15 protein-coding genes are annotated in these 10,794 nt (G+C 73.2%); 5 read left to right on the top strand and 10 right to left on the bottom strand.

Translation table 11 applies throughout. The features are described from left to right. The first annotated feature begins 4 nt into the window (after nt 1–4). On the top strand, nt 5–754 hold the full coding sequence (locus AC2D9U_RS06345) for an SDR family NAD(P)-dependent oxidoreductase (protein WP_484747428.1): 750 nt from the start codon (nt 5–7) through the stop codon (nt 752–754). A gap of 9 nt (nt 755–763) precedes the next feature. Here AC2D9U_RS06345 and AC2D9U_RS06340 read toward each other — a convergent pair whose 3' ends face one another. The 3 genes from AC2D9U_RS06340 to AC2D9U_RS06330 are packed head-to-tail and all read right to left on the bottom strand — an operon-like array spanning nt 764 to nt 2,474. Further along, on the bottom strand, nt 764–1,405 hold the full coding sequence (locus AC2D9U_RS06340) for an NrsF family protein (protein ID WP_484747426.1): 642 nt from the start codon (nt 1,403–1,405) through the stop codon (nt 764–766). 9 nt (nt 1,406–1,414) lie between these two features. Continuing rightward, on the bottom strand, nt 1,415–2,005 hold the full coding sequence (locus AC2D9U_RS06335; protein ID WP_484747425.1) for an RNA polymerase sigma factor: 591 nt from the start codon (nt 2,003–2,005) through the stop codon (nt 1,415–1,417). 16 nt (nt 2,006–2,021) lie between these two features. Beyond that, entirely contained in the window at nt 2,022–2,474 is a 453-nt protein-coding gene (locus AC2D9U_RS06330; protein ID WP_484747423.1) for a YHS domain-containing (seleno)protein, read from the bottom strand. Between the two features lie 96 nt (nt 2,475–2,570). Here AC2D9U_RS06330 and AC2D9U_RS06325 point away from each other — a divergent pair, with 96 nt between their 5' ends. From AC2D9U_RS06325 to arfB, 3 genes are all read left to right on the top strand, one after another. Continuing rightward, entirely contained in the window at nt 2,571–3,131 is a 561-nt protein-coding gene (locus tag AC2D9U_RS06325) for an NUDIX hydrolase (RefSeq protein ID WP_484747421.1), read from the top strand. After that, nucleotides 3,128–3,571, top strand: a complete 444-nt coding sequence (locus AC2D9U_RS06320) for a GNAT family N-acetyltransferase (RefSeq protein WP_484747419.1) — start codon at nt 3,128–3,130, stop codon at nt 3,569–3,571. The genes AC2D9U_RS06325 and AC2D9U_RS06320 overlap by 4 nt, the downstream gene beginning before the upstream one ends. 109 nt (nt 3,572–3,680) lie before the next feature. Further along, the gene (gene arfB / locus AC2D9U_RS06315; RefSeq protein WP_484747418.1) at nt 3,681–4,088 is read left to right on the top strand and encodes an alternative ribosome rescue aminoacyl-tRNA hydrolase ArfB; all 408 of its coding nucleotides are present in this window, start codon (nt 3,681–3,683) and stop codon (nt 4,086–4,088) included. Nucleotides 4,089–4,097: 9 nt separating this feature from the next. On the opposite strand, the gene AC2D9U_RS06310 is transcribed toward arfB, so the two are convergent. The 5 genes from AC2D9U_RS06310 to AC2D9U_RS06290 all read right to left on the bottom strand — a co-directional run bounded on the left by AC2D9U_RS06310 (nt 4,098) and on the right by AC2D9U_RS06290 (nt 7,476). After that, on the bottom strand, nt 4,098–4,469 hold the full coding sequence (locus AC2D9U_RS06310; RefSeq protein ID WP_484747416.1) for a hypothetical protein: 372 nt from the start codon (nt 4,467–4,469) through the stop codon (nt 4,098–4,100). Next, the gene (locus AC2D9U_RS06305; protein WP_484747414.1) at nt 4,469–5,797 is read right to left on the bottom strand and encodes a sulfite oxidase; all 1,329 of its coding nucleotides are present in this window, start codon (nt 5,795–5,797) and stop codon (nt 4,469–4,471) included. Before AC2D9U_RS06305 ends, AC2D9U_RS06310 begins: the two co-directional genes overlap by 1 nt. Before the next feature lie 26 nt (nt 5,798–5,823). Continuing rightward, complete coding sequence (locus AC2D9U_RS06300; RefSeq protein WP_484747413.1) at nt 5,824–6,645, bottom strand: anti-sigma factor family protein; 822 nt, start codon at nt 6,643–6,645, stop codon at nt 5,824–5,826. Nucleotides 6,646–6,648: 3 nt separating this feature from the next. Beyond that, nucleotides 6,649–7,167, bottom strand: a complete 519-nt coding sequence (locus AC2D9U_RS06295; protein ID WP_484747411.1) for a sigma-70 family RNA polymerase sigma factor — start codon at nt 7,165–7,167, stop codon at nt 6,649–6,651. Nucleotides 7,168–7,275: 108 nt separating this feature from the next. Beyond that, nucleotides 7,276–7,476, bottom strand: a complete 201-nt coding sequence (locus AC2D9U_RS06290; protein WP_484747409.1) for a YgaP family membrane protein — start codon at nt 7,474–7,476, stop codon at nt 7,276–7,278. Nucleotides 7,477–7,586: 110 nt separating this feature from the next. Between AC2D9U_RS06290 and AC2D9U_RS06285 the strand changes: the two genes are divergently transcribed. Continuing rightward, nucleotides 7,587–8,438: a YihY/virulence factor BrkB family protein gene (locus AC2D9U_RS06285; RefSeq protein WP_484747407.1), complete on the top strand. Its 852-nt coding sequence runs from the start codon at nt 7,587–7,589 to the stop codon at nt 8,436–8,438. Here the strand turns inward: AC2D9U_RS06285 and AC2D9U_RS06280 are convergent. Then, complete coding sequence (locus AC2D9U_RS06280) at nt 8,430–9,971, bottom strand: sensor histidine kinase (RefSeq protein WP_484747405.1); 1,542 nt, start codon at nt 9,969–9,971, stop codon at nt 8,430–8,432. The two genes, AC2D9U_RS06285 and AC2D9U_RS06280, sit on opposite strands and share 9 nt — an antisense overlap. Beyond that, nucleotides 9,968–10,708 carry a response regulator transcription factor gene (locus tag AC2D9U_RS06275; protein ID WP_484747403.1) on the bottom strand — a complete coding sequence of 247 codons (741 nt, stop codon included), beginning with the start codon at nt 10,706–10,708 and terminating at the stop codon, nt 9,968–9,970. The genes AC2D9U_RS06280 and AC2D9U_RS06275 overlap by 4 nt, the downstream gene beginning before the upstream one ends. Nucleotides 10,709–10,794: the final 86 nt, after the last annotated feature.

Below are 10,794 nucleotides of genomic sequence, written 5' to 3'. Positions count from 1 at the left end.
CGCCATGCATGAATTCGCCCGCTACCCCTCCCTCGCCGGCAAGGTGGTGCTGATCACCGGGGGCGCGAGCGGCATCGGCGCCGAGCTGGTGGCGCAATTCGCGCGGCAGGGCGCGCGCGTCGCCTTCCTCGATTTCGATGCCGAATCGGGCAGGCGCGTCGCGGCGGAGGCCGGGGCGCTCTTCCTGCCCTGCGATCTGCGCGACATCCCGGCGCTGCGCGACGCCATCGACAAGGCCATCGCCGCGCTCGGCCCCGTGCAGGTGCTGGTGAACAACGCCGCGCGCGACGACCGCCACGGGCTCGAGACGGTGGAGCCCGAGTATTGGGACGAGCGCTTCGCCACCAATCTCCGCCACATGTTCTTCTGCGCCCAGGCCGTCGCACCCGCGATGCGCGCGGCCAAGGCGGGCAGCATCATCAACATGGGCAGCGTGAGCTGGATGGGCGCGCAGGGCGGCATGCCGGCCTATACGGCGGCGAAATCCGCCGTGCGCGGGCTGACGCGCGGCCTGGCGCGCGACCTCGGCGGGGATGGCATCCGGGTGAACGAGATCGTGCCCGGCTGGGTCTTCACCCCGCGGCAGGAGGCGCTCTGGGCCACGCCCGAGGCCACGGCGCGGCACCTCGACAAGCAATGCCTCAAGCGCAAGGTGATGGCGGATGACATCGCGCGCATGGCGCTCTGGCTTGCCGCCGAGGACAGCCGGATGGTGACGGCGCAGTATTTCGTGGTGGATGGCGGCGGGATCTGACCTGCTGCGCTACGGGCCGACGGCGCGCATCGCCCGCGCGCCCCAGCGCTTCGAAAGCGCCATCACCAGCAGCACCGACCCGCCATGCCAGATCAGCACCATCGCGGCCGCGTCCAGGTGGTGCACGAGCGACAGCCCGACCGAGGCGATGGAGGCCGCCGCCAGCCCCGCCAGGGCGGCGACCGGCGTGGGGCGGATCGGCGCGGCGTGGCGCGTCATCCACAACATCGCCAGGGTCAGCGGCACGCCGAAGCCGATGATGAAGCGCATGCAGCCGAAGCTGGTGCCCAGCGCCGGCCAGCCCTGTTCGACGAATTCCGCGACACAGCCCCAGCCCAGCCCCGAGACCCAGAAGGCGCCGAAAGGCAGCGGCAGCAGCGCCCAGCGCGGGCTGCGGTCCGGCAGGGCGAGGTGGAAGGCCGCGATGGCCGCCGCCGTGCCGGTCAGCAGCGCGGCGATGAGGTTCACCTGCTCATGCATCAGCATCAGCCGGTGCTCGATGTCGTGGCGGAAGCCGGAGACGGCCACGCCCAGGCTCACCACCGCCAGCGCCATCGCCAGCCAGCCCAGCGCGGCCAGCATCGGCGGCGTCACGCGCTTCACCGGCTTCAGGCCGGTGGACAGGCGGGCGATCAGATCATCGGTCCGCATCTCGCTCTCCTATTCGCTCGCGCCGAAGCGGCGGCGCAGCGACTGCATGGCACGGTGGGTGGCGACCTTCAGCGCGCCCACGCTCAATCCTGACCGGGCCGAGGCCTCGGCCAGGGACAGATCCTCGAGCTTGGCGAGGCGCAGCGCGGTGCGCTGGCTCTCCGGGAGTTCGGAGACCGCGTCCCGCAGGTTGCGCGCGGCGAGGCGCTCCTCCGCCACCGGGGCGACGGCGGCGGCGGAATCGGGCAGGTCGTCGATGTTGGATTCGCGCCCGCCGGCCCGGCCATGCCGGCGCAGCCGGTCGATGGCGCGGCGCGTGGCGATGGTGGTGATCCAGGGGCCGAAGGGGCGCGCGGGGTCGTAGGTGTGGCGCAGCGCGTGCAGCGTCAGCAGCGCGTCCTGCACCGCATCCTCGACCTCCGCCGCGTCACGGATGCGGTTGCGGCAGAGGCTGCGGATGCGCGGCGTGACCTCACGCAGCAGCGTGTCATAGGCGCGCGCATCGCCACCCTGGGCGGCGGCCATCAGCACCCCCCAGCGCTCTTCCTGCGCGGCGCGGGCATCAGTCGGCACGCTCATCCCGGACGGATCGATGGACATGGCGAGGGCGGGCACATCATGCATCCATCAGCCGCGGCCAATTGGCCTCGGCGGTCGCGATGAAGCCGGGGATGTCGCGTTGCCACTGGCGTTGCACCCCGCGATCGTAGTTCAGGTAGAGACGGCCCTGGTGGATGTGCCATGCCTCCGGGTCGATATCCACCTTGTAGCCACGCGCCACGCCGAAAGCGCAGAAGCCGCCGAAGCGCGGGGCGAAGGCCTGCGGGTCCGCCACGAAGCGGGCGCGGTTCTCGGCCGAGGCGAAATGCCAGGTCGCACCGCCCCAGCTCGCCTGGTGCGCGGCCGAACCGCGCCGGGGCGCGCCCTCGGTGAACCAGGCAACCGTGTCGAAGCCGCGCAGCATGACGCCGCGCTGGTGGTTCAGCCGCCGCGTCGCGGCCTCGGCAGGGCCGGGCATGGTCAGCAGCAGGGCAGGGGCGAGCAACAGGTGGCGACGGGAGAGGGGCATGGCAGGGTCCTCGGCGGTTGCAGGGGGCTTCGCCGGACGCGACCTGGTGGTTACGGACCGCTCGCCAGATTCCGTCGCCTCGCCTACCGTCGCCGCATGACCGATGCGCCGCCCTGGACCACGCTCGACTCCCGCCTGCTGATCGAGGATCGCTGGATCCGCCTGCGCGCCGACCGGCTGCGCACCCAGGCCGGCACCGAGCTTTCGCCCTGGTATGTGCTGGACTACCCGGATTGGGTCGCCGCCGTGGTGCTGACCGAGGACGACCGCCTGGTGCTGGTGCGGCAATGGCGGCACGGCGCGCAGGCCTGGTCGCTGGAACTGCCCGGCGGCGTCATGGATGCGACCGACGCCGATGCGCTGGTCGCCGGCCAGCGCGAGACGCGCGAGGAGACGGGCTATGAGGCCGCCGATTGGCGCTACCTCACCGCCGGCCACGCGAACCCCGCCATCCAGACCAACCGGCTGCATGTCGTGCTCGGCACCGGCGCGCGGCCGAGCGCAGTGGCCACGCCCGAACCGGGCGAGGCGATCCGCGTGGAGGTGCTGCCGGTGGCCGAAGTGCTCGCCGGCCTGCCGCGCGGCCTGATCGGGCAATCCATGCATGTCGGCGCCATCCTGCTCGGGCTGGCATCTGTCGGGAGGATTTCGCTGTGAGCACCATTATCCGCCCCACCCCCGCGCATCGCGCGGCCTGGGACCGCCTCTATGCCGGCTACGCGGCCTTCTACAAGGTCGAGCAGGATGGCGCGATGCGCGACACCGTCTGGGGCTGGATCCATGACCCGCGCCATGAGGTGAAGGCCTTCCTGGCGCTGGACGCGCAGGGCGCGCCGATCGGGCTGGCGCATTACCGCCCCTTCGCGCGGCCGCTGCGCGCCGCGATGGGCATCTATCTCGACGACCTCTTCGTCGATCCGCAGGCGCGCGGCACCCGCACCGCCGATGCGCTGATCGAGGCGGTGGCCGAGGAAGGCCGCCGCCAGGGGGCCACGCTGCTGCGCTGGATCACCGCCGACGACAATTACCGCGGCCGCGGCGTGTACGACCGCCTGGCGACGCGCACGATGTGGATCACCTACGACAAGCCGCTGTAGCGCGCGGCGCCGCCGAACCCTGTGCTGCGCGGCGCCGCCGAACTTTGTGTTGCGCGGCTCCGCCGAACTTTGTGTTGCGCGGCTCCGCCGCGGGGCGCACACCGCGCGCATGAGCGCCATCACCATCCCCGAGGACGCGCTGGAGGAGAGCTTCGTGCGCGCCTCCGGCCCCGGCGGGCAGAACGTCAACAAGCTCTCCACCGCCGTGGAACTGCGCCTGGATCTCGCGCGCGCGGGGCTCGATCCGCGCGTGGAGGCACGGCTGGTGAAGCTCGCCGGGCGACGGGTGACGCAGTTCGGCGTGCTGGTGATCGAGGCGCAGGAACACCGCACCCAGGACCGCAACCGCCAGGAAGCCCGCGCCAAGCTCGCCGCCCTGCTGGCCGAGGCCGCCAAGCCCCCGCCGCCGCCGCGCCGCCCCACGCGCCCCAGCAAGGGCGCGCAGGAACGCCGCCTGGCCGGCAAGGCGAACCGCGCCGGGGTCAAGAAGCTCCGGCGCGAGAAGCCTGAGGTCTGATCGGGCCGATCAGTTCAGGAACGGGTTGCGCCCGCGCGCCGGCGCCTGGGCGGGGCCGAAATGCTGGGCGAGGTAGTTCACGATGGTGTCGCGGAACTCGCCCTCCAGCGGGTTCATCCCGTGCTTCTCCGCCATCCAGTCCATCAGCCCGTCCCATTGCGCGCGGCCGAAGCGGCTGCGGCGGATGATCGCGGTGCTGTGGCAGACGGTGCAGTAGGCGAAGGTCTCCGACCGCCCCTCCCCGTCGGGGAGGATGCTCTCCTCCTCTGCCGGGGCCTGGATGGCGTGCGCGCGGTCGGCATCGCGCTCGGGGTTGGTCTGCGCGACCGCGACCCCGATACCGAGCGCGGCCAGGGCGGCAACAAGCAGCGGCGCGCGCATCAGCCGACCAGGATCGCCGCGCGGCTCACCGGGTTCGCCCCGTAGCCCTGCGGATTCCAGTTCGCGGCCTGGTGCGGCTGCATCCGCCCCTGGCTGTCGGTGGCGCGGTACCAGATCTCGAAATACCCGTCCGAGGGCAGGGTCACGCGGCCATTCCAGCGCTGCCAGGCATGGCGGTTGGCGGGGGCCGCCACCTGCATCGCCTGCCAGGTGGCGCCGAAATCGAGGCTGACATGCACGGCCGAGACGGAGAGATCCCCCGCCCAGGCCGCGCCGCGCAGATCGAGGTTGCGCGTGCCCGCCGGCAGCCGCGCGCCATGCGGGTGGGAGGACAGGATGGAGCGCACGGGCATGCTCTCCATCTCCGCGAAATCGGCGCCGTTGTTGTCGCTGCCGGGAATGATCGGGCGCACCGGCAGGCGGTAGCTGGTGCCGCCCATGCCCTGGCCGCGATGCGGCTGGGCCAGCAGCGTCACGCGCGTGAGCCATTTCTGGCTGAGGCTGCCCGGCCAGCCCGGCACCAGCAGGCGCACCGGCCCGCCATGGATGTGCGGCAGCGGCTGGCCGTTCATGCGCAGGACGATCAGCGTGTCCTCGTCCATGGCTTTCACGAGGCGCATGCCGCGGCTGATCGCCGGGCGCGTGGCATCGCCCGAAAGGTGCGGGTCGCCGCCGAAATGCCCGGTGTAGCGGGCCGTTTCCTTCACCCCGGCGGCGCGCAGCACATCGGCCAGGCGCACGCCGGTGTATTCGGCGCAGCCGATGGCGCCATTGCCCCATTGGTTGCCGCGCGTCTGCGGCGCGAAGGAGGCCCGGCCATTGCCGCCGCACTCCATCTGCAACTGTCGCGTGACCAGCGGGAAGCGCTGCGCCAGGTCACCGAGGGTGAGTTCCAGCGGGCCGTTCACCTCGCCGTCGATGGTCAGCTTCCAGCCCTGCGGGTTGGTCGCGGCGTCGGGGATCAGGCCGTTGTTGCGGACGAAGAAATTGCCGTAGCTGGTGACGGCTTCATCCAGCAGGTGCTCGGGCGTCTCGGCCACCAGGGGGCGTTCCTGCAGCAGCAGCAGCGGGCCCTTGCCGTCCATGCGCAGGATCGGCGGCTGGCCCGCCGCCTGCGCCGCCGCCGGGCGGGCGAAGAGCGCGGGCAGCGTGCCGCGCGGCATGGTGCCGGCGAAGGGGATGGCGGCACCCAGGCTCGCCCCCATCGCCGCCAGCGCCGCGCCCTTCAGCGCGCCGCGCCGGCCGAAGGCCAGCGCATCGGCGCGCTCGGGGTCATCGCGATAGAGTTCCTGGATCGAGCGCTCGGCCCGCCCTGGGTGCTGGGTCATGGTGTCGTTCCTCCCGTGGTTGCGTGTCAGCCGGTTCCGGTCAGGCACGGTCTGCGCGGCAGCGCCGCGAGCAGGGGTTGGCGCGGGGCTTCCCGCATGAAGCGTTCCGCCGCCAGGGCGATCGGGCGCAGCCTCTCGCGCGGCAGCATGGCGGAGAGCGCGTAGCGCCAGCGCCCATCCGACCAGGCATAGGTCACCACCCCGCCCGGCCCATCGGCGCAGCGCATCGGCTGGGGATAGCTGCGCGCATCGGCCTCCCGCCGCAGCGACAGGGCGATGCCGTCGGGGTCCACATAGCGCAGCAGCGCAGCCGGCGGCCCGGCGATGTCGGCCTGCACCCAGGCGGCGTCGAGCCGGAAGCCGAAATCGGCCAGGTCCGGCAGCGGCATCTCCTCCTCGAGCTGGGCGGCGAGCCAGGGGCCGAGCGGCTGCTCCCGTGCGAAGGCGACCTGCGCGCTGGACCAGGGGGTGGCTGCCGGCGGCTCGGCCAGGCGATCCGCCACCGGCTCCGGCGCGACCTGCCCGCGCAGCGTCCAGCCCAGCCCCGTGCCGAGGCCGATGAGCAGCAGCGCCGCCGCCGCCACGCGCCCCTGCCCGTGCCGGCGCTGCCGGTGCTGCGCGCGCAGATGCGCCACGCGCAGCCGGGCCGGGATGGGCTCCTCCGCCACGGGCAGCAGCGCCGCGCGCAGCCGCTCGCGCTGCTGCCGGTCGGCGCGCAGCCCGGCGGCCAGCGCCGGCCTGGTGGCCAGGAAGGCCGAGACCTCGGCGGCGCGGTCCGGGGCCAGGCGGCCATCGATCCAGGCGTGCAGGTCATCCTCGCCGATCGGCGCGGGGGGCGGCGCGGCCATGGCTCAGACCACCCGCCGCAGCGCCGGCCGGGCTGGCGGCGCTTCCGCCATCCGGCGCAGCCGCTCCCGCGCGCGGGACAGGCGCGACATCACCGTGCCGACCGGCACGCCGAGCACGCGCGCCGCCTGCTCATAGCCCAGATCCTCCACCGCGATCAGGCACAGCACGGCGCGCTGCTCGGCCGGCAGCGCATCGAGCTGGGCGAGCACCTCGGCGCAATGCACGGCGGCGTCCTGGCCCTGGGGCGCGGCCTCGGGCGGGGCGCCCTGGGCGGCCAGCAGCCGCTCCTGCCGCGCGCTGCGGCGACGGCCGGAGACGAAGAGGTTGTAGAGAATGGCGAAGAGCCAGGCGCGCAGATCGGCCTCGGCCCGGCGGCGCGGCCAGGCCTGCAGCGCCTGTTCCAAGCAATCCTGCACCAGATCGTCCGCCGCATCGGGGGCGCGGCAGAGCGAGCGCGCGAAGCGCCGCAACGCCGGCACCTGGGCCTCGATCAGCGCGTCGCGATCCTGCGCCCCGAACATGCTCCTCCCGCCCCGAGCCTTGTGGCTTGCTCAGGGTGGGACGCGCGGGGCGGCCTTGCTATTCCCCCGGCCGGCTGATTTTTTTTGGCGCCGCCCGGGGTCGCGCCCTCAGCCGGTGCGCTGCTCCAGCGGGCAGGTGTTCAGGCCGATCAGCCCATAGACCGGGCAGTTGCCGAGCAGGCCGGTCGCCAGCGGCACGATGCCGATCAGGCCCCACCAGCCCAGCGGCCCGAAGAGGCCCAGCGTCAGCAGCACCACCCCGGCCCCGATCCGCAGCACCTTGTCGATGCCGCCGACATTCTTCTGCATGATATTCTCCTCTCGCGGGGATGTCCCTGCGCCGCACCTTGCCGGGCGGCGCACGCCTTCGCTTTGATGCGCGTCAATCCCGGGGCATGCGGGCGAGGCTGGAGGCGGGCATGACGGCCGTGCAGACCGATGCAGCGGGATCGCCGCCGGGCTTCTGGCGCAATCTCTTCGCCGTCGCGGCGTCCGACCGCATCTCCCTGGTCGCGGCGGGCTGCGCCTTCTACGCCATGCTGGCGCTGTTCCCGGCGCTGTCGCTCTGCATCTCCTTCTACGGCATCTGGTTCGACCCCGGCACGGTCGAGCCGCAGCTGGAGGTGCTGCACAAGCTGATGCCCGAGACCGGCTACCAGTTGATTGCCGCGCGGGTGCGCGAACTGGTGGCGATGCCGCGCCAGACGCTGGGCCTGGGCGCGGCGCTGGGGGCGGGGATCGCGCTGTGGAGCGCCTCGGCCGGCATCCGCGGGCTGCTCGGCGCGCTCAACCTCGCCCAGGGCGCGACCGAGGCGCGCGGGGCGCTGCGCTTCTACGTCACGGCGCTGCTGCTGACGCTCGGTGGCGTGCTGGCGGTGACGGTGGGGCTGGTGCTGCTGGTCGCGCTGCCGGCGCTGCTCGCGCTGCTCGACTTCGTGCCGCGCCAGGCGCTGATCCTGCGCGGGGCCTCGCTGCTGGTGCTGCTGGTGGCGGTGCTGCTGGCGATCGGCCTGCTCTACCGCTTCGGCCCGGCGCGGCCGCCGCCCTATTGGCGGCTGTTCTCGCCCGGCGCGCTGCTGGCGACCTTCCTGTGGCTGGTCGCTTCCAGCCTCTTCTCGCTCTACGTGTCCAACTTCGCGGTCCATGACGCGACCTATGGCGCGCTGGGCGCGGCGGTGGGGCTGCTCACCTGGCTCTACGTCACCGTCTACCTGATCCTGCTCGGCGCCGAGCTGGATGCCGCGCTGGCGCGGCGGCGCGCCTCAGCCTGAGGGCACCAGCTGGCGCAGCGCGGCGGCGACCTCATCCCGCCCGAAGGGCTTCTCCAGGATCATCGGCGGCGCCTCGGGGTCGAGGGCGGCGATGGCGGCGGGGCCGGCCACGGTGTCGCCGGTGACGAAGCAGAAATGCCCGCGCAGCTCGGGATGCACCGCCATGGCGTGGCGATAGAGCCCCCCGCCGCCGCCGCCGGGCATGCGCAGGTCGCAGAACACGGCCTGCACCCCGCCGGCGCGCAGATGCGCCACGGCCGTGGCGATGTCCTGCACCACCTGCACGCTCGCCCCCGCCACCTGCAGCAGCGCGGCCAGCGCCTCACCGACCTCGGGCTCGTCATCCACCACCAGCACGCGCGCGCGGCTGGGCGCGGCGGCGGGCGCGGCGGCCGGCGCCTCCTGCGCCACGCCGCGCGGCAGGCGCAGCACGAAGCGCGCCCCGCCGAGGCTGCCCGGCTCGAGCCCGATGGTGCCGCCATGCGCGGCGGCGATGTTGCGGCATACCGCGAGCCCCAGCCCCGTGCCGGCGCCGAGCGGCTTGGTCGTGACATAGGGTTCGAAGATCTGTTCGTGCAGCGCGGCGGGCACGCCGGGGCCGTTATCCTCCACCGCGAAGCCGAGGCCCTCGGGCGTGGCGAAGCTTTCCAGCCGCAGGCGCCGCGGCTCGGGCCGGTCGGCCAGTGCGGCCTGGGCGTTGACGATGAGGTTCACCGCCACCTGGCCGAGCTGGTCGCCATCCGCCTGCACCGGGCCGAGCCCCGGGGCGAGCGCCCATTCCACCTGCACGCCGGTGCTGCGCAGCCCGTAGCCCACCATCTCCACCGCGCCCTTCAGCGCCGCGTTGAGGTCCACCGCCGTGCGGGAGGGCGGCTGCTGGCGCACCATGGCCAGGAAGGTCTTGACGATGCGCCCGCAGCGCGTGGCTGCGGCATGGATGCGCGCGGCGCGGTCGCGCACCTCGGGGTCCGCGGCCACGGCCTCGAGCATCGTGGTCTGGGCGACGACGACGGCGAGCGGGTTGTTCAGCTCATGCGCCACGCCGGCCAGCAGGCTGCCGAGCGCCGAGAGCTTCTGCGCCTGGTGCAGTTTCTCCCGCTGCTGGGCCAGTTCGGCCTCGGCATCGCGCAGCGGCGTGAGGTCGCGCAGCCAGGCGGTGAAGAAGACGCGATCGCCCACCTTCACCTCATGGATCGACAGCTCGCAGGGGAAGAGGCTGCCATCATGGCGCATCGCCTCCATCTCCAGCCGCTGGCCGAGCACATGCGGGCAGCCCGTGGCCTGGTAGCGCGCGAGTCCGGCCTCATGCTGCGCGCGCAGATGGGGGGGCACGATGAGGTCGCCGATCGGCTGGCCCATGATGGCGGCGGCGCGATGGCCGAAGATGCGCTCGGCGGCGGCGTTCCAGCCAGTGACGCGGCAATTGCGGTCGGCGGTGATCACGGCGTCGAGGGCGGCGTTGATCACGCCTTCCTTCAGCGCCTCCGCCTCGCTCAGCCGGCCGGCGAGGCTGTTGGGGCCGGGCGGCGTCACGGCGCGGCGCCGAAGACGTAGCCCCGCCCGCGCACGGTGCGGATCAGCGGCGCGGCGCCGGGCGTGCCCTCCAGCTTGCGGCGCAGCCGCGTGATTCGGATGTCGATGGAACGGTCGAGCGGATCCGCCCCCTTGCCATGCGCACGCGCCAGCAGCGCCTCACGCGAGAAGACCTCGCCCGGGTGGCTCGCCAGCAGCAACAGCAGGTCGAATTCCATGGCGGTGAGCGCCACCTCCGCCCCGCCCGCGTCGAGCAATTGCCGCTCGCCGGGGCAGAGGGTGAAGCCGGCGAAGCGCAACCGCGGGCAGGGCGCGGGGGCGATGGCCGCGGCGGGAACCGCCACCGGCGCAGCCTCGGCCACGGCGGCGCGGCGGCGCAGCAGGGCCCGCAGGCGGGCCAGCAGCTCCCGCAGCTCGAAGGGCTTGCCGATATAGTCGTCGGCGCCGATCTCGAGGCCAACGACGCGATCGAGCGATTCGCCCAGCGCCGTCACCATGATGATCCCCGGCGGCGCGCCGAGCGCCTTCAGCCGCCGCGCGATGGAGAGCCCGCCCTCCCGCGGCAGGTTGAGGTCGAGCAGCACGATATCGACAGGGGCCTCCGCCAGCGCGGCGTCCAGCGCCGCGCCGTCCGGGCAGGGGATGGGGGAGAAGCCCTGCAGGCGGAGGTAGTCCACGACGACCTCGCGCAGATCCGCCTCATCCTCCACCACCGCGATGCGCGTCGGTGCCGTCATGCCCGCCCCTTTCGAGAGGCGCGCAAGCTAGCGACGCCCCATCACCTTGTCATGTGCGCAGGGCGGACGCTGAAACAGATGCAACA

Source organism: Roseomonas sp. TF40 (assembly GCF_057219975.1).
The sequence above is the reverse complement of the archived record's forward strand: the minus strand, read 5'-3'. Positions and strand labels throughout refer to the sequence as shown.

Excerpts from the sequence above, each read along its gene's own strand:
- AC2D9U_RS06325 (WP_484747421.1), top strand. The coding sequence starts at position 2,571 with ATGACCGATGCGCCGCCCTGGACCACGCTCGACTCCCGCCTGCTGATC.
- AC2D9U_RS06340 (WP_484747426.1), bottom strand. The coding sequence starts at position 1,405 with ATGCGGACCGATGATCTGATCGCCCGCCTGTCCACCGGCCTGAAGCCG.
- AC2D9U_RS06295 (WP_484747411.1), bottom strand. The coding sequence starts at position 7,167 with ATGTTCGGGGCGCAGGATCGCGACGCGCTGATCGAGGCCCAGGTGCCG.
- AC2D9U_RS06305 (WP_484747414.1), bottom strand. The coding sequence starts at position 5,797 with ATGACCCAGCACCCAGGGCGGGCCGAGCGCTCGATCCAGGAACTCTAT.
- AC2D9U_RS06310 (WP_484747416.1), bottom strand. The coding sequence starts at position 4,469 with ATGCGCGCGCCGCTGCTTGTTGCCGCCCTGGCCGCGCTCGGTATCGGG.
- AC2D9U_RS06300 (WP_484747413.1), bottom strand. The coding sequence starts at position 6,645 with ATGGCCGCGCCGCCCCCCGCGCCGATCGGCGAGGATGACCTGCACGCC.
- AC2D9U_RS06335 (WP_484747425.1), bottom strand. The coding sequence starts at position 2,005 with ATGTCCATCGATCCGTCCGGGATGAGCGTGCCGACTGATGCCCGCGCC.
- AC2D9U_RS06330 (WP_484747423.1), bottom strand. The coding sequence starts at position 2,474 with ATGCCCCTCTCCCGTCGCCACCTGTTGCTCGCCCCTGCCCTGCTGCTG.
- AC2D9U_RS06345 (WP_484747428.1), top strand. The coding sequence starts at position 5 with ATGCATGAATTCGCCCGCTACCCCTCCCTCGCCGGCAAGGTGGTGCTG.
- AC2D9U_RS06290 (WP_484747409.1), bottom strand. The coding sequence starts at position 7,476 with ATGCAGAAGAATGTCGGCGGCATCGACAAGGTGCTGCGGATCGGGGCC.
- AC2D9U_RS06275 (WP_484747403.1), bottom strand. The coding sequence starts at position 10,708 with ATGACGGCACCGACGCGCATCGCGGTGGTGGAGGATGAGGCGGATCTG.
- arfB (WP_484747418.1), top strand. The coding sequence starts at position 3,681 with ATGAGCGCCATCACCATCCCCGAGGACGCGCTGGAGGAGAGCTTCGTG.
- AC2D9U_RS06285 (WP_484747407.1), top strand. The coding sequence starts at position 7,587 with ATGACGGCCGTGCAGACCGATGCAGCGGGATCGCCGCCGGGCTTCTGG.